Origin of the sequence: Thauera sp. AutoDN2 (assembly GCF_051280715.1) — a bacterium.
Lineage (GTDB): Bacteria > Pseudomonadota > Gammaproteobacteria > Burkholderiales > Rhodocyclaceae > Thauera.
Genome location: NZ_JBNCAR010000012.1, coordinates 1 through 17,602, shown reverse-complemented (window position 1 = coordinate 17,602; position 17,602 = coordinate 1). Strand labels below are relative to the sequence as shown.

Genomic DNA, 17,602 nt, shown 5'->3' with positions numbered 1-17,602 from the left:
CGTTACAGTTTGACAAACCTAAATACGAACTTTTATCATTCGCAACTCAAGATAACACCAGCCAGCCACCTGTAAGCCCTCCGGGCCAAGCGTATCCAGGAAGCCAGCCAACGTCCCGACTACGCCGTCAAAGGAATCGCTTACATGGCACACGCTGTCCGGGCGGGCAACCGCCCGCCTCGTATTCGCACGTCCGTCCTCTTCCTCGCGCTGGCCTTTCCAGCCGCCGCATCGCACGGACAGGAGACCGCGCTTGGCGCAGTGGTCGTCAGTGCTGCGGGTTTCGAGCAGAAGATCACCGACGCACCGGCCAGCATCTCGGTCGTCACGCAGGAAGAACTCTCGAAGAAGCCCTACACGACGCTGATCGACGCCGTGCGCGATCTCGAGGGCGTCGATATCGGCGAGACCTCCGACAAGACCGGCCAGAAGACGATCAGCATGCGCGGCATGGGCTCGGACTACACGCTGATCCTGATCGACGGCAAGCGCCAGAACAATCACGGCGACATCTACCCGAACAGCTTCGGCGGCAACCAGTTCAACCACATTCCGCCGCTCGACGCCATTGAGCGCATCGAGGTCATCCGCGGCCCGGCATCCACGTTGTACGGCGCGGATGCGATGGGCGGCGTGATCAACATCATCACCAAGAAAGACATCAGCAAGTGGTCAGGGTCGGTCACCTACGGCCGGACCTTGCAGACCGACGATCAGTTCGGCGATGACATCACTACCGACTTTGCCATCCGCGGGCCAATCGTGCAGGGCAAGCTGGGGCTGGCGTTGCGCGGCAGCGTCTATGAGCGCCTGGCCTCGAACGTCGAGCTCGAGCCGACGCTCAACCCCGGGACAGGCCAAGCCCAGTCGCCCGACCTGGGTTTCGGCGGCGGCGGCAAAACCGTCGACAACACCAACAAGGCATACGGGCTCAGCCTCTTCTTCACCCCGGACGCGCGCCAGCGCATCACGTTTGACTACGACGACTCCACCCAGTCCTACAACAACGACCCGTATATCGACCAAAGTGGTGCCACCGCTTACCCGCTGGGCACGGTCGACAGCATCGACACGGTCTTCTGCAGCAGGTGGAGCGGCTCTCGATGTGTCCAGACAAACGGGGCTTCAGGTCGCGCGGAGCCTCGCGTCGGCTACGCGAGCGAGCAGGAGTTCACCCGCAGTGCATGGTCGCTTTCGCACGAAGGCCATTGGGATTTCGGCACGAGTTTCCTCGCCCTGTCCTACGTTGAAACGGACAACAACGGCCGCACCCTGCCCTTCACCGTTGCCGAACGACAGGAACTACTGGCGATGCTCCAGGGCTCCGGCGCCTACGCAAACCTGAGCGAGGATGAACGTAAAGCCGCAGCGCAGGCTACATTCCTGCCGCGCCCCAAGCGCGTGCTGCAGAGCAACCAGTACACGCTCGACGCCAAGCTGGACATTCCGCTGCACAAGCTCGCAGGCGACCACCTTCTGGTCGTGGGCGGCCAGATCATCGACGGCGAACTGCAGGACGGCGTGTTCGGCATGGAATCCGGCACCCCGGGGAAGGTACAGGATCACAAGATGTGGTCGCTCTTTATCGAGGACAACTGGATGCTGACCGACGCCTTTACACTCACGGGGGGGGTGCGCTACGACAACCATGACATTTTCGGCGACAACCTCTCACCCCGGATCTATGGCGTCTACAACCTGAACCCCCAGTGGACCGTCAAGGGCGGCATCAGCACCGGCTTCAAGACCCCCAAGACCACCCAACTCTACGACGGCGTCGTGGGCTTCGGCGGCCAGGGCACCTCTCCTTTCTTCGGCAATCCGGACCTTCAGCCTGAAACGAGCCGCAACACTGAGCTCGCGGTTTACTGGAGCCATCCGGACCGGCACAGTTTCAACGCCACGATCTTCCGCAACGACTTCAAGGACAAGATCGCTTCGCAGGCATGCGGCCCAACGACCAGCGTGACCTGCTCCAGCACGGGTGACTATGCAGACCTCGGTTACGCCACATCGACCAAGGCGGTGAACATCGACGAGGTGGTGATTCAGGGGGCCGAACTCGCGGGACGCTGGCAGTTTCTTCCCAACTGGGCGTTGCGCGGCAACTACACCTACACCGACAGTGAACAAAAGAGCGGTGACGAGAAGGGTCTGCCGCTGGGCAACAGTGCTAAGCACATGCTCAACACCACGCTCGATTGGCAGGCGCGTCCCGATCTCAACGTCTTCCTGACCCTGGAGTCGCGCTCCAAGCGCTACCGTGGGACCGATGACGCCGGCAACCCGCGCTACTACAAGGACTACGACGTCCTCCATCTCGGCGCCAGCCTCGAGGTAAACGAACACGTCACGCTCAACGGCCGCATCAACAATCTGCTGGACAAGGACTTCACCGGCTACACCTGGGTGCCTTGCTCCGGCCGCGGCTGCGATGCGAGCGGTTACGGCCCCGAGTACGACTACAACAACAAGGACAAGGCGCGCAGCTTCTGGGTGAGCTTGAACGCCCGCTTCTGAGCGGCGCTGGCAGTCACCGCAGCCCTCGACGGCTGCGGTGACCGCGCGTATTCGATCGCCCGTCAGGCAGCCTGACTCAACCATGCCGACCTACCCGAGGCCCTCCGACACCGGGGCAATCCGCACGAAGCATGCGCACACCGCCACGCCGGACACAGACGGGCAGCGTCAGGCCCGTCGGGCCGGATGGCTGCGCGCCCTGCACCAATGGCACTGGATCAGCTCGGCCGTCTCGCTGTTCGGCATGCTCATGTTCGCCCTCACCGGCATCACCCTCAACCACTCTGGCGCAATCGAGGCCAAGCCGCGGATCGAGACCCGCAGCGTCGCCATCCCGGCCTCGCTGCGGGACGACTTGCGCGCGCGCGCCGGCGATGGCCAGGCCGCGGAGCGCCCGCTGCCCGACGCAGCCACGCGCTGGGTGGCGGACGCGATGGCTTTGTCCGTCGCCGGCAAGCCGGCCGAATGGTCCGAGGGTGAGATCTACCTCGCCCTGCCCCGCCCGGGGGGTGACGCCTGGCTGCATCTCGACCTCGAGGCGGGCGAGGCAGAGTACGAGCTCACCGACCGCGGCTGGATCGCCTGGCTCAACGACCTGCACAAGGGTCGCAACACGGGTGAGGCCTGGCGCTGGTTCATCGACCTCTTCGCGGTGGCGTGCGTGGTGTTCTCCGTGACCGGTCTGCTCATCCTGCAGGTTCACGCCACCACGCGCGCCTCGGTATGGCCGGTGGTCGGCCTGGGCGTGGTACTGCCTGCACTGCTGATCCTTCTTTTCATTCACTGATCCCCCTGGAGCCCCCGCATGTACAAACCCCTGCTCCTCGTGCTCGGCCTGCTCGCAAGCAGCCCTGTGCTCGCTGCCAGCATCGATGTCGAACTCGAACTGCCGCACTTCGACGTGGCGGACTACCGCCGCCCCTACGTCGCCGCCTGGCTCGAACGCCCGGACAACTCGGTCGCCGCCAACCTCGTCGTCTGGTATGACGCCAAGATGCGCAACGCAGAAGGCGCGAAATGGCTCAAGGACATGCGCCTGTGGTGGCGCCGCAGCGGTCGCGAGCTGGCCATGCCGGTCGATGGCCTCACCAGCGCCACCCGCCAGCCGGGCAAGCACACCCTGAGCTTCACCGAGGGGCAGACCCCGCTCGGCAAGCTCGCCGCCGGCGAATACCGCCTGGTGGTCGAGGCCGCCCGCGAGCACGGCGGTCGGGAAGTGGTAAGCCTGCCGCTGCAATGGCCGCCTACGAACGTCACCCGCCACGAGGCACGCGGCGAACACGAACTCGGCACCATCGCCGTCCAGCTCAAGCCCTGATCCGTCCGCACCTAGGAAGAACCGATGAAACCCAAGCAACACCTTGCCGCCGCCGCCCTTGCGCTCAGCCTCGTCACGCCGGCTGCACATTCGCACGAAGCCTGGCTGCTGCCCTCGTCCACCGTGCTTTCCAGCCCCGGTTACGTAACCTTCGACGGCGCCGTCTCCAACGACATCTTCTACTTCAACTATCGCCCGATGGTCATGCGCGACAACCTCGCCATCACCGCACCTGACGGTAGCCCGCTACAACCGGAAAGCCTGCTCCAGGGCAAGCTGCGCACGGTGTTCGACCTCCATCTCCAGACCCCGGGCACCTACCGCGTCGCACTCGCCAGCGCCAGCGTGATGGCGAGCTGGAAGGAGAACGGCGAGACCAAGCGCTGGCGTGGCACGGCCGCCGAGATGGAGGGCAAGGTGCCGGCCGCGGCCGAGGAACTCGTCATCCGCGAGGGCAGCTCCCGGATCGAGACCTTCGTCACCGTAGGCCGCCCTACCGAAGCGAAACCCACGGGCAGCGGTCTGGAACTCGTACCGGTCACCCACCCCAACGATCTCTATGTCGGCGACCCGGCCACCTTCGCCTTCACGGCGAACGGCAAGCCAGCAGCAAACCTCGAGGTCACGGTGATTCACGCGGGCACCCGCTACCGCGACCAACTCGAGAAGCTCACGCTCGTCACCGACGCCGAAGGCCGCGTCACCCACACCTGGCAGGCACCTGGCATGTACTACCTGAAGGCCTCGGTGGATGGGATGAGCGAAACCCGGAAGAACGTGGAACGCCGCCTGTCCTACGTGGCAACGCTCGAGGTGCTCGCCCAATGAGGGCACTTCGGGCGCAGCGGGACGACCACCTCCGGCGCAGCCCATCGCCGGCATGATCAGTCTCGAGTTGCCCAGGCTGGGGGCGGCGACGGGGGTGTTGGCAGCGTATGCGGCGCTCTGCATCCAGGCCTGGCGGGTTCATCGCCGCCGCGTCGCGCCCCTCAATGAGGATAACCACGCGGGGGTACTGATCGCCTACGCGAGCCAGAGCGGGTTCGCACAGGAACTGGCCGGGGAGGCCGCACGCGCGCTGCAGGCGGCCGGCCTGCCCGTACACCCCTGCGCGCTCGACCAGATCGGCGCCGCGCAGTTGCGCGATTGCACGCGCGCACTCTTCCTCATCAGCACCAGCGGCGAAGGCGACGCCCCGGACAACGGGGCGGGATTCGTCCGCCAGGTGATGACCACCCGCCTCGATCTCCAAGGGTTGCGCTACGGACTCGTCGCCCTCGGCGACCGCCGCTATGCGAACTTCTGCGCCTTCGGCCGCGCACTGGACCACTGGCTGCAGCAACAGGGTGCAGGCCCGATCTTTCCCCGCATCGAGGCGGACGGCGCCGCGAACGATGCCCTGATCACCTGGCGCCACCAACTCGCGAGCTTCGCCGGGCTGGCCGAGGTGGCGGAAGCACCACAGGCTGCCACCGGCTTCTGGCGCATACGCGCCTGTCGCCAACTCAATCCCGGCAGCGCGGGGGCACCGGCCTGTCACGTGGAGTTGGAACCCGTAAGCGAGGACTCACCCGCCGCGACGATCACGCCCCTGCCGCACTGGGCACCCGGCGACCTGCTGCAGCTGATTGCCACGGGCGATGATGCCCGCCCGCGCGACTACTCGATCGCATCCTTGCCCGAGGACGGCGCCGTACACCTGATCGTGCGCAGGGTGACCGGCGCAGACGGGACGCCCGGCGCACTCTCCCCCCTGCTGACACAGGAGGCAGCGGTCGGCACCCGCCTGCGCGGGCGAGTACGCCCCCATCCGAATTTCCGCATCGGCGACAACGCCGACCGCCCGCTGCTGCTCATCGGCAACGGCACCGGCCTTGCGGGCCTGCTCGCCCATCTGCGCGCCCGCGCCCGCCGCGGCGACGGCCGCAACTGGCTGCTGTTCGGCGAGCGCAACAAGGCGCACGACGATCTGCACGGCGCGGAGATCGACGCACTCGAGCACGACAACCTGCTCACCCGCTGCGACCGCGTCTGGTCCCGCGACCCTCCGCACGGCGAGTACGTGCAGGACCGGCTGCGGCGCGCCGCAGACACGGTACGCACCTGGGTCGAAGGCGGCGCAGCGATCTACGTATGCGGAAACGCCGTTGGCATGGGACCGGCCGTACACGCCGCACTGGCCGAAATCCTTGGCAACAGCACGCTCGACGCACTCACCCGCGCCGGACGCTACCGACGCGACATCTACTGACACTGCGGGAGGCGTTCCGCCGCCTGCACCCTTTCTCGAGAAGGAGCCCCACCATGTGCACAACACCGTCGCCGACATGCGCTTCGCGAGCGAAGGGCTGAAGCGCGACGCGGTCATTGACTTGGGCACTGCCTACCTCGAGGGCATCGACAAGATCGTCACGCCCTGACGCACCCCGCCACCGCACCGACGCCCCACTGCAAGCCGGCGCGGGCACCCTCGGCGAGCACGCTTGCGCCCAGGGGCCGCAGCGACCCGTCAGCCCCACGAAGACGCCCCTGCCGATTTACGATTCCTTTGCGTTTGGTCAGAGAATCCACAAATAAGATCCATTATCATTCTTTGTCCGCCTTCCCTCTTCTTCGGGATTCATCCCTTCATGGACTGCTCCACCTCGCTTCCGACCCTCCCGGCTGCATTGCGCACCCTCGCCCTCGTCGGCCACCCCAACGTCGGCAAATCGGTCCTCTTCCACCGCCTCACCGGCACCTACGTCACGGTGTCCAACTACCCCGGCACCACGGTCGAGGTCTCGCGCGCCACCCCGCGCTTCGACCGCGGCGCGTCCCTGCTCGACACGCCGGGCGTGCTCGCCCTGCCCTCGCGCAGTGATGACGAGCGCGCCACCATGCGTGCGCTGCTCAACGAGGACATGCGCACGCTGATCCAGGTCGGCGACGCGAAGAACCTGCGCCGCACGCTCAACCTCACTGCGCTGCTCGCGGAACTCGGCGTGCCGATGGTGATGGCGCTCAACATGACCGACGAGGCAAAGGCGCGCGGCGTGACGGTGGATACGGGTGCACTCGCCGAGGCGCTCTCCATCCCTGTGGTGGCGACCGTGGCCACCGGCGGCGAAGGCGTGACTGCCCTCACCGATGCGCTACCCAAGGCCGCCGCACCCGCGGCGCTGCTGCGTTACGACCAAGCGCTGGAACAGCAGATCGCGGGCATCGAGCAACTCATCCTCACCCACTGCCCGCACCCGCGCTTGGCCGCGCGCGGGCTGGCGATCCTCGCCATCGGGAGGGATCCTGAAGTGGGTGCCTGGCTTGAGGCGCAGCCCGGCAGCGCACCCGTGTGCGCGGCGATCGCCGACCTCACCGTCCCTACCGGACGCGACTCGCTGCCCGCGCGGCTGGCACGCGAGCGCGGCACCGCCGCCGAGGCACTCGCGCGCACCGTCTCCCGCCAGGCCAGCGGCAAGGATCGTACGCTGTCGATGCTGCTCGGCCGGGTCGCGGTTCACCGTGTATGGGGCTGGCCGATGCTGTTCGGCGTGCTCTATCTCGTCTATCTGTTCGTCGGCGACTTCGGCGCCAGCACCCTGGTCGGGCTGCTGGAGGAGGATTTCTTCGGCGAGGTACTGAACCCCGCCGTCACCGATTTCGTCACCCGCAACATCTCCACACCTTGGCTCGCCGATCTCTTCGTCGGCGAGTACGGGCTCTGGACGATGGGCATGACCTACGCACTGGCGTTGATCCTGCCCATCGTAACCACCTTCTTTCTCGCCTTCGGCATTCTGGAAGACTCGGGTTACTTCTCTCGCCTCTCGGTCATCGCCAACCGCATGTTCGCCGCGATCGGCCTCAACGGCCGCGCGGTGCTGCCGATGGTGCTCGGCCTGGGCTGCGTGACCATGGCCACGCTCACCACCCGCATCCTGCACACCCCGCGCGAGCGCCTGATCACCATCTACCTGATGGCGTTGGCGATTCCGTGCTCGGCGCAGCTGGGCGTGGTGCTCGGCCTGCTCGGCGGCATCTCCTTCGGTGCCACCGTCATCTGGGTGCTGGCGATCGTCGGCGTGCTGCTATTTACTGGCTGGCTGGCAAGCAAGGTCGTGCCCGGACGGCGCGTGCCCTTGATCACCGAACTGCCGCCGATGCGCATGCCGGTGCTGGGCAACGTGCTCAAGAAGACCGGCGGGCGACTGAAGTGGTACCTGATCGAGGTGATCCCCCTTTTCCTCATCGGCACGCTGATCATGTTCGCCCTGGATCGCGTCGGCGCCCTGCCCTGGATCATCGAGGCCGGCAAGCCCCTGGTGGTGGGCTGGCTCGGTCTTCCGCCGGAGGCGAGCGCCGCCTTCGTGATGGGCTTCCTGCGCCGCGACTTCGGCGCGAGCGGCCTGTTCGCGCTGCAGGGCGAGCTGTCGATGGTGCAAGCAGTGGTCGGCATGGTCACGATCACGCTCTTCGTGCCCTGCATCGCCAGCCTGATGATGATCATCAAGGAACAGGGCATGAAGGTCGCCGCACTGATGCTGGCGATGATCATCCCCACCGCCTTCCTGATCGGCGGCCTGCTCAACCACGGCCTGCGCCTGATCTTCTGAGGACTCGAGCATGAACGCGACCCACGCCCCCACGCACGAGCGCATCCGGCTGCTCGGCACCCCTGTCGGCCGCATGGTCCGCGTTGCAGACTTCGGCGACGAGATCGACCCCCTGCAGCGAGAACAACTGCACGCCTACGGACTGTCCGCAGCGCATGCAGTGCGCGTACTGCAGCAGCACCCAATGACCGTGTTGCTATGCGAACACGTGGAACTGGCGATCGAACACGAGGTGGCACGCCATGTCTGGGTAGAGCTCGCCTGAACGGGTAAACCCGTAGCAAAACCCGAGACAATTGCTGCGCCATCCTCCATACTTGCCGGTATGGGAAAGACGCGCCCGAGCGGGTGCGCCCACTCCATGCCTGCAAGCTTTGTCCGTAGATGGGAGAGGAAAGCATGTCGCAAAACGCATATGAAAAAGGTCTGGACAAGAACCGGGCCAACTATGTAGCACTATCCCCGCTGAGCTTCATCGAGCGCTCCGCCATGGTGTACCCGACGCGCACCAGCGTCGTGCATGGCAGCCGCAGCTACACTTGGTCCGAAACCTACACGCGCTGCCGCCGCCTGGCCAGTGCGCTGGTCGCCCACGGCGTGAAGAAGGGCGACACCGTCGCCGTCATGCTGCCCAACGTGCCGCCCATGGTCGAAGCCCACTTCGGCGTACCGATGACCGGCGCCGTGCTCAACACCCTGAACACCCGGCTCGACGCGGAGGCGATTGCCTTCATGCTCCAGCACGGCGAAGCGAAGGTGCTGATCACGGACCCCGAGTTCGCCGGCGTAATCCGCGCCGCGCTCGAACTGCTCGAAGGCGACAAGCCGCTCGTCATCGACGCGCTCGACGACGAATACCCGGGCAAGGACTGCGTCGGCGGCATCGAGTACGAGGAATTCCTTGCCGGCGGTGACCCGAACTACGCCTGGCAGATGCCCGAGGACGAGTGGGACGCAATCTCGCTCAACTACACCTCCGGCACCACCGGCAACCCCAAGGGCGTGGTCTATCACCACCGCGGCGCCTACCTCAACGCTGCCTCCAACATCATCAGCTGGGGCATGCAGCCGCACGCCGTGTACCTGTGGACGCTGCCGATGTTCCACTGCAACGGCTGGTGTTTCCCCTGGACCATGGCGGCCAACGCCGGCGTCAATGTCTGCCTGCGCAAGGTCGACCCCGCCCTCATCTACGAGCTCATCCGTCGCCACAAGGTCACCAACATGTGCGGCGCGCCCATCGTCTACGGCATGCTCATCAACGCCCCCGACGGCCTGCGCGCGGGCATCGAGCACAGCATCGCCGGCCTCATCGCCGGTGCCGCGCCCCCGGCCGCGATCATCGAAGGCGCCGAGCGCGTGGGCTTCGACATCACCCACGTCTATGGCCTCACCGAGACCTATGGCCCAGCCGCCGTGTGTGCCAAGCACCCCGAGTGGGATGCGCTGCCCATCGACCGCCGCGCCGAGCGCAACGGCCGCCAAGGGGTGCCCTATCACATGCAGCAGGCGATGACAGTACTCGACCCGGTCACCATGGAGCAGGTACCCGCCGACGGCGAAACCATGGGCGAGATCATGTTCCGCGGCAACCTCGTCATGAAGGGCTACCTGAAGAACGAGAAGGCCACGCAAGAGTCCTTCGCCGGCGGCTGGTTCCACACCGGCGACCTGGCCGTGCTGCACCCGGACGGCTACGTGAAGATCAAGGACCGCTCCAAGGACGTGATCATCTCGGGCGGCGAGAACATCTCCTCGCTCGAGGTCGAGGATGTGCTCTACCGCCACCCGGCGGTGATGACCGCGGCCGTGGTCGCGCGCCCCGACGAAAAGTGGGGTGAAGTTCCGGCGGCCTACATCGAGGTCAAGGAAGGCGCCGGCGTAACCGCGGAGGACATCATCGCCCACTGCCGGGAGCATCTCGCCCGCTTCAAGGTGCCCAAGCACATCGAGTTCTGCGTCCTGCCCAAGACCTCCACGGGCAAGATCCAGAAATTCGCCCTGCGCGAACTCGCCAAGTCCGCTTCGGCCATCGAGTAAGCCGCCGGCAAGGCCGCGGATCGACGGGGCTTCGAACTCCGGATCCGCCCGCAGCCAAGGGGCTGGTGCGGGTAGCGCAAGCTACCCGCCCAGCCCCTTCCTCATCAGTAACAGCACCGCCATGCCCAGGATGAAAGGCAACCAGGGGTTGCGCGAACGCAGGGCGAGCAGGATCACCACCACGCCGGCTGCGAGCTTGGGGTTAAGCGGATCAAACACGCCCTCATCGAGCAGCAGGTCGGGCATCACCAGTGCCGACAGCGCTGCCGCCGGCGCATAGCGCAGGGCGCGCTGCAGGGCCGGCGGCAGGCGACCCTTCTCTCCGGCGAGGATGAAGCTGCCGCGGGTCAGGACGGTGGTCGAGCCGATCGCAAGCAGGGTCAGCCACAGCCACAGGCCTTCACTCATCACGCCCTCGGTCATCGCGCAGCCCGCCCCGCCAGCACCCGTTCAGCGGCAAAGCCGGCGGCAATGCCGAGCGCGATGCCTGCGATCAAGCCCAGGCGCAGCGGCAGGTCACGCAGCAGCACCGCGCCCAGCCCGCCCACCAGCCCCGCCACCCACATCGGACGCTCGCGCAGCATCGGCACCATCATCACCATCAGCGCGATCGTGGTCATGAACTCCAGTGACCAGCCCTGCGGGATGACGCCTGCGCCCAGCACCCCGATCAGGGTGCTGCACTGCCACAGCATCCAGCAGTAGATGGAAGGGACAATGTAGTAACCCCAGCGCCAGTTCGGATCTTGCGCGCGCCGCAGCTTGTCGGCACCGACCGCGAACATGCCGTCGACGAGCAGGTAGCTCGAAGCCAGCCGGCGCATGAAAGGATGGCCGTGGAAAGCCGGTGCCAGCGTGGCACTGAAGATGATGAAGCGCAGGTTGAGCACCAGCGCAGTAAGGAAGATCAGCCACAGCGGCGCACCGCTGCCGATCAGCGGCAGCGTGCCGAGTTGGGCGGTCCCGGCATACACGAGCAGATTCATGCCCATGGCCTCGAGCGGTGACAAGCCGATCGAGCGCATTGCAATGCCGGTGACCATCGCCCAGGGCACGAGTCCGACCGAAAGTGGCAGAAAGTCGCGCATGCCCTCGCGGGCGCCGCTACGGAAGGTGGATTCCATGAGGGCTGACTGCAAAAGCGCTCTAGCATAGCAGGCGTCGTGCATCGGCGCCGCCGTGCGCGAAAGGGGGTATGAAAGGGTCAGAAACCGATCGACTCGCCGGCGCCCGCAAGGGTCGCGATCCCCAGCCCGAGGAAGATCGCCGCTGCAATCCCATGCACCAGCTTCACCGGCATGCGCTGGGCGATTCGGTCGCCAAGCAGCACTGCCGGCACATTGGCGATCATCATGCCAAGCGTTGTGCCGATCACCACTGTAAGCATGGCCTGGTACTGCGCCGCCAGCGCCACCGTGGCCACCTGGGTCTTGTCGCCCATCTCGGCAAGGAAGAAGGCGATCAGCGTCGTTCCGAACACCCCGAAGCGCGGAAGCCGGGCGTCCTCTTCATCGAGCTTGTCGGGGATCAGGGTCCACACCGCCATCGCGAGAAAGGACAGGCCGAGCACCCAGCGCAGGGCGTGCGGCTCCATCAGCGTTGTCAGCCAGGTACCAACCGCGGCAGCGAAGGCATGGTTGGCGAGGGTCGCGACCAGAATGCCGAGCACGATCGGCCATGGTCTGCGAAACCGGGCGGCGAGGATGAAGGCGAGCAACTGCGTCTTGTCGCCGATTTCAGCGAGCGCAACGATGGCGGTGGAAACGAGAAAGGCGTCCATTACAGCGGATCCGGTGTTATGCGCAGCGGCCGAACGCCTGCGCCTCGACCCGAGCGCGGCATTCTAGCGGCCGCCGCGCTCCATCGCCATGCGATACACCAGCGGAATGGCGAAAAGGGTCAGGACCGTGGAAAAGCCCAGGCCCCACACGATGCTCGCCGCCACCGGACCCCACATCAGCGACTTGCCCCCCAGCCCGATCGCAAGCGACAGCAGCCCACCAATGGTGGTGGTGGTGGTGATCAGGATCGGCACCACGCGCCGGCGCGCGGCGTAGATCGCTGCATGCTGCACGCTCATGCCCGCCGCACGCCGCTCGTTGGCGGCGTCGATCAGCACGATCGCCGAATTCACCGCGATGCCGGTGAGCGCGATCACGCCGTACAGGGTGTACAGCGACAGCGGATTGCCCGACACCAGCAGCCCGAGCACCACACCGGTGAAGGCCAGCGGCACCGTTACCAAGATGATCAAGGGTTGCCAGTAGCTGCGGAACTGTGTCGCAAGGATCAGGTAGATCAGGCCAATGCCGAGCATGAAGAGCTTGCCCATGGCGTCCAGGCTCTCCTCGATGTCCTCGAGTTCACCCGAGAAATCAAGCTCCACACCGGGGAACTCCGGCTGCATGCGCACCCACGCGGCCTTGAGCCGATCGTTGGCCTCCACGGTGTCGATCTGCGACCTGTCCAGATCGGCTTCAACGGTAATTGCGCGGGTGAGCTGATAGTGGCGGATGTAGCCCTTGGACAGGCGCAACTCATGATCCACCAGATCGCCCAACTGCACGCTGCGGCCATCGGCGAGCGGGACCACCCGCTGCAGCAACTCGGTGACGTCGTTGAGGTTTTCCGGACGGGCACGGACGACCACCTCGATCTTCTCTCCGCCCTCGCGGGTCGTGGCGACGATCTCACCCTCCCCGTACAGGCGCAGCAGGCGTGCGACCTCGGCCGGATTCACCCCTGCGCGGGCGAGCTTCTCGCGGTTCAGCAGCAGGCGCATCTCGCCACGGCCGGGCACGTCGTCATCCATGAGGTCCTTGACCCCGGGCAGAAGCGCAACCTCGGCAAGAAACGCGTCCGCGGCGGCGCGCAACTGCGGGTAGTCGTCAGACTTCATCTTCACCGAGATCGGCTTCGCGGTCGGCGGGCCGCCCTTCATCTCCATGAAGGAAAACTTCGCCTCACCCTCCAGCGCCTCGATCCGCGGACGCACCGCGGCGATGATCTCGCCGGTTTCGCGCATGTCGCCGTGGCGTGGCAGAAGGGCTACCAGCACCTGCCCGTACTGGTCGCCATAGACCGGCTCGGTGTCGGTGAACTTGAGGCCCGAATAGCTGGCGATCGACCGCAGCTCCGCCGGGTCGACCGCCTTCTGCAGCACGCGGGCGGCGCGCTCGGCCTCGGCCAGGGTCCGCTCGGGACGGACCCCGGCGGGCATGTCCACGCTGACATAGAAGAAGCGCATCGAATCGAAAGCGAAGAACTGCACCTTCACCAGGCCACCCGCCACCGCCGCACCGGCCCCCACCATGAGCAGCACGAGCACGGCCATGCCGATCCGGCGCCGGCGAAGCACTGCCACCAGCGCACGCGCGTACTTCACCCGCAGCCAGTGCGTGAAGCGCTCGCGCAATACCTGCGCACGGGTGCGCCGAGCAGAGGGCTGCAGGCCCAAGGCAAGAACGTGGGTGGGCAGGATCCAGAACGCCTCGGCCAGGCTCACCAGCAAGCCCACCGTGACCACGAAGGGCACGACGAACATGAAGCTGCCGAGGATGCCGGGCAGCAGCATCAACGGCAGGAATGCAGCAATCGTGGTGAGCACCGAGGCGATCACCGGCAGCCCCACCTCACGCACCCCGCCCACCACCGCCTCCTGCGGCGCCTCGCCACGCTGCAGGCGGTAGTAGATGGCTTCCACGATCACCACCGCGTCGTCCACCAGCATGCCGAGCGCGATCACCACCCCGAGCAGAACGGTGAGGTTGAGGGTCGAACCGATCAGATCGACGCCGATGAAGGTGCCCGCAAGCGAAAACGGCACCCCCAGCCCCACGAGCAGCGCCAGGCGCGAGCCGAGGAAGATCCAGCACATCAGCAGCACCGCACCGAGGCCGAAGAGTGCGTTCGACTCCATCACGCCGATCGCGCTACGGGTCGCGTGGGTCTGATCATCGATCAGGGTCAGCTGTACCCCCTGGCCGGCGAGCAAGGGATTGCGCGCGCCAGCGAAAGCCTGCAGGCGCTCCACCAGCTCCAAGGTGTTGGCGTCGGGTTGCTTGGTGACGGACAGCATCACCGCGGGCTGGCCGTTGTAGATGACCAACTGGCTCGCGCGCTCCTGGCCGCGTGCAACGCTTGCGATCTCGTCCAGCGCCACACGGCCTCCTGGCGTGATGACGGCTGCACCTGCCAGGGTTTCCGGATCAGGCGTCTTGCCCTCCATGCGCACCAGCCACTCGCGGTCCTGCACGCGCACGCGACCGCCGAGCGTATTGCGGAACCACGCAGCCACCGCATCGGACACCTGCACCGGCGACAGGCCGGCTGCGGCCACCCGCGCCGGATCGAAATCGACCTGCAGCTGCGGCTCCTCGAAGCCGGCGGTGATCACCTGGTCCACCCCCTCCAGCGCCTCGAGCTCCTTCTTCATCACGAAGCCGGCGCGCCGCAGGCGTTCACCGCCAGCGCCATGCAGCACCATGATCGCCGTCGGAAAACCATTCGAACTGGTGATCTCCATGACCACCGGGTCGGTAGCGTCCGGCGGCAGCTCGGCCGACGCCTTGTTCTGGATCTCCCGCCGCAGGTCATTGACGCGCTTGTCGAAGCGGCGCTCGGACAGCTCCTCGAAGCGCACCAGGATGGACGACACCCCCTCGCGGCTCGAAGAGGATGCGAAGCGCACATCCTTGACCTGCTTGATCGCATCCTCGAGCGGGCCGGTGAGCTCACGCTCCACATCCTCCGCCGAGGCGCCCGGCAGCGCGGTGATGATGCTGACCCAGTTGAAGTTGATCTCCGGATCCTGCGCCCTCGGCATGGCCAGATAGCTGAGCAACCCGCCGAGCAGCACCATCACGAAGGCGATGTTGGCCAGCGGATGATTGTCGATCAGCTTGCGGTAGAAGGCGCTCACTGCGCGCCTCCGGACGCACCAGCGCCAGCAGTCTGCGCATCCAGCCCGAGCGCGAAGCGCCCTTCATCGACGATCAGCGTGTCGCCCGCCCAGTCGACCGCCACGGCACGTCCCGCCTGTGCCTGCGGCAGCACCCTGAACACCGGCACCCCGTCCTGCATCACCCAGGCCCCCAGCGCACCCTTGCGCTCCTGCACGAAGCCCGCCGGCAGATGCGGCGTACCGCTGCGCCAGCGCAACTCCCCACCCAATCCGGGCGACAGTTCCGCATCGCCGCGGAAGATCGCCTCGCGGGTCTGGCCAGCCACATCCAGCAGCGGCGATATGCGCTGCAACTGCAGGGCGTGCTCGCGCCCGCCCGCCGCCAGCGTCCATTCCGGGGCGGCGCGCAGGCTGTCGATGTGCATGGAGGGCACTTGCGCGCGCACCTCGGCATCGCCCGTCGCGGCGAACACCAGCAGAGGCGCACCCACCGCCGCCAGCTCGCCCACGGCCACCCGGCGCTCGCGCACCACCCCATCGAAAGGCGCGACGATGCGCGTGCGCGCCAAGGCGAGCTCGGCCGCCGCCCGGGCGGCGAGCGCCGCGTCGCGCTCGCGCTCGAGCACGCCCAGCTCGGTTTCGCGGATGCGTAACCCGTCGGCGCTGATGAAGTCGCGCTGCGCCAGCGCGCGCGCCTGGTCGAGCTGGGCGCGCGCGAGGCTGATCCGGCTGTCGATCAGGGCCAGTTGGGCACGCACACGGTCAAGCTCGATACGGTAGGCAGCGTCGTCCAGTTGCACCAGCAGCTTGCCGCGCGCGATCGCCTCCCCCTCGCGCACCGGCATGTCGACGACACGCGCGGCAACTTCCGCGGCGATGCGCGCTTCCTCCCGGGCGACCACCTGCGCCGGAGCGCGGAACTCCGGGTAACTCGCCAGCTCAGCCAGGGGCCGGGCATCAAGCGAACCCACGCCGGATTCGTCCGCGGCATGGACCGTTACGGCAAGGAGTAGCAGGAAAGGCGCAACGAGGCGGGAAGCAATGAAGCAGGGTGCGGTCAGGCGATTCACAATGCGTCGGTCCGGTTCTTGTCGTTGGAGAGGCGGGCGCCTCGACCGCGCAGCAGGGCGGATCAGCCCTCGTCGATGACGCGGAAGCTCAGCGTAGGGGCGGTAAAATCGTCCGGGGTCGCCCCCACTCCGATCTCGCCCTCGCCATAGAGGGTGCAGCTGTCGCGGCGCAGCACCACGGGGGCGCAGGTGCCGGCGAACCGTACCCAGCTGCCGTTGCTGCTGAAGTCGGTAAGCAGGCACTGGCCGGCCGCCCATTCGATGCGCGCATGACGGCGCGACACGCGCGGATCGTCGATCGAGAAACCCGCGCCGTCTCCGCGCCCGATGATCAGGGGCGCTTCGTCGTCGTGCAGTTCGATGTGCTGATCGAGCCGTGCCAGGTCAACACGGCGGATCGGCCGCCCCGCATCGATCAGCCCCTGAAAGCCGAGCAGCGCGGTCAAGGTCGTTTCGGCAGTGCGCGAGAAATCGACGCGCCAGACCCGCACTGGCTCGGCCTTGCCCTTGATGGTAATGCGGTCGAGGCTGTGACAGGCCAAGCGAACGGGGTCCGGCAAGCAGGAGAAAACGGACTCGCTGATCAGCGTCTCCCCCGCCTCGGCACGGTCGCTGAGGCGGGCGGCCACGTTCACCGCGTCGCCGTAGCAGTCACCGTCGTGTTCCACGATGGCGCCCCGGTCGATGCCCGTCTTCACGCCCAGCGGGCCGCGCTGCAACTCGACCGCCGTCAGCTCGCGCAGGACTTCCTGCATGCGCGCGCCGGCCTGTACCGCCGCGACCGGGTCGTCAAACAGCACCAGCACCCCGTCACCGAGATACTTGACCACCTGACCGCCAGCACAGGCGAGATGACGGCCGAGCACATGCGTGCAACGCGTGACGATCTGTGTCGCCGCGACATTGCCTGCAGATTCAAACAGTCCGGTGCTTCCCGTAAGATCGGCGAACACCACGGTCCTGACCGATTGTTCCACGCGCCTCCCCGTTTATTTTCGTTGTGGTACGCAGCGACGCCAAGCCACGAATCGACCACAGACCGCTGCCGTACCAGCCGCGATGCTAGCCCGCATTTCTCACACCCTCACGGTTCGGCCCCCGGTGGCGCGGCTTTTTGCTTCACGCGTCGCCGTGACCGCGAGGGTTCAGGCTCGCGAGC

14 protein-coding genes are annotated in these 17,602 nt (G+C 66.5%); 8 read left to right on the top strand and 6 right to left on the bottom strand.

Translation table 11 applies throughout. The features are described 5' to 3' along the window. The first annotated feature begins 144 nt into the window (after positions 1–144). From ACPT9U_RS08860 to ACPT9U_RS08825, 8 genes are all read left to right on the top strand, one after another. Positions 145–2,520 carry a TonB-dependent receptor domain-containing protein gene (locus tag ACPT9U_RS08860; protein ID WP_435750640.1) on the top strand — a complete coding sequence of 792 codons (2,376 nt, stop codon included), beginning with the start codon at positions 145–147 and terminating at the stop codon, positions 2,518–2,520. A gap of 82 nt (positions 2,521–2,602) precedes the next feature. Beyond that, a complete protein-coding gene (locus ACPT9U_RS08855) occupies positions 2,603–3,307 on the top strand; it encodes a PepSY-associated TM helix domain-containing protein (RefSeq protein WP_435750639.1) in 705 nt (234 codons plus the stop codon). A gap of 18 nt (positions 3,308–3,325) precedes the next feature. Beyond that, on the top strand, positions 3,326–3,838 hold the full coding sequence (locus tag ACPT9U_RS08850; protein ID WP_435750638.1) for a DUF2271 domain-containing protein: 513 nt from the start codon (positions 3,326–3,328) through the stop codon (positions 3,836–3,838). A 24-nt stretch (positions 3,839–3,862) separates the two neighbouring features. Continuing rightward, positions 3,863–4,666 carry a DUF4198 domain-containing protein gene (locus ACPT9U_RS08845; protein WP_435750637.1) on the top strand — a complete coding sequence of 268 codons (804 nt, stop codon included), beginning with the start codon at positions 3,863–3,865 and terminating at the stop codon, positions 4,664–4,666. Positions 4,667–4,718: 52 nt separating this feature from the next. Continuing rightward, positions 4,719–6,089 carry a sulfite reductase subunit alpha gene (locus tag ACPT9U_RS08840; RefSeq protein WP_435750636.1) on the top strand — a complete coding sequence of 457 codons (1,371 nt, stop codon included), beginning with the start codon at positions 4,719–4,721 and terminating at the stop codon, positions 6,087–6,089. A gap of 379 nt (positions 6,090–6,468) precedes the next feature. Continuing rightward, positions 6,469–8,430: a ferrous iron transport protein B gene (gene feoB / locus ACPT9U_RS08835; RefSeq protein ID WP_435750635.1), complete on the top strand. Its 1,962-nt coding sequence runs from the start codon at positions 6,469–6,471 to the stop codon at positions 8,428–8,430. A gap of 10 nt (positions 8,431–8,440) precedes the next feature. Then, positions 8,441–8,695: a ferrous iron transport protein A gene (locus ACPT9U_RS08830; protein ID WP_418363728.1), complete on the top strand. Its 255-nt coding sequence runs from the start codon at positions 8,441–8,443 to the stop codon at positions 8,693–8,695. A 134-nt stretch (positions 8,696–8,829) separates the two neighbouring features. Beyond that, entirely contained in the window at positions 8,830–10,470 is a 1,641-nt protein-coding gene (locus ACPT9U_RS08825) for an acyl-CoA synthetase (protein WP_435750634.1), read from the top strand. 81 nt (positions 10,471–10,551) lie between these two features. Here ACPT9U_RS08825 and ACPT9U_RS08820 read toward each other — a convergent pair whose 3' ends face one another. The 6 genes from ACPT9U_RS08820 to ACPT9U_RS08795 all read right to left on the bottom strand — a co-directional run bounded on the left by ACPT9U_RS08820 (position 10,552) and on the right by ACPT9U_RS08795 (position 17,420). Then, the gene (locus tag ACPT9U_RS08820) at positions 10,552–10,878 is read right to left on the bottom strand and encodes an AzlD domain-containing protein (RefSeq protein WP_418363730.1); all 327 of its coding nucleotides are present in this window, start codon (positions 10,876–10,878) and stop codon (positions 10,552–10,554) included. A gap of 11 nt (positions 10,879–10,889) precedes the next feature. After that, entirely contained in the window at positions 10,890–11,594 is a 705-nt protein-coding gene (locus ACPT9U_RS08815) for an AzlC family ABC transporter permease (RefSeq protein ID WP_435750633.1), read from the bottom strand. An 80-nt stretch (positions 11,595–11,674) separates the two neighbouring features. Next, complete coding sequence (locus ACPT9U_RS08810; protein ID WP_435750632.1) at positions 11,675–12,250, bottom strand: TMEM165/GDT1 family protein; 576 nt, start codon at positions 12,248–12,250, stop codon at positions 11,675–11,677. A gap of 63 nt (positions 12,251–12,313) precedes the next feature. After that, entirely contained in the window at positions 12,314–15,391 is a 3,078-nt protein-coding gene (locus ACPT9U_RS08805; RefSeq protein ID WP_435750631.1) for an efflux RND transporter permease subunit, read from the bottom strand. Beyond that, positions 15,388–16,443: an efflux RND transporter periplasmic adaptor subunit gene (locus tag ACPT9U_RS08800; RefSeq protein ID WP_418363734.1), complete on the bottom strand. Its 1,056-nt coding sequence runs from the start codon at positions 16,441–16,443 to the stop codon at positions 15,388–15,390. Before ACPT9U_RS08800 ends, ACPT9U_RS08805 begins: the two co-directional genes overlap by 4 nt. A gap of 62 nt (positions 16,444–16,505) precedes the next feature. Next, positions 16,506–17,420, bottom strand: a complete 915-nt coding sequence (locus ACPT9U_RS08795; RefSeq protein ID WP_435750630.1) for an adenylate/guanylate cyclase domain-containing protein — start codon at positions 17,418–17,420, stop codon at positions 16,506–16,508. Between the last annotated feature and the right edge of the window lie 182 nt (positions 17,421–17,602).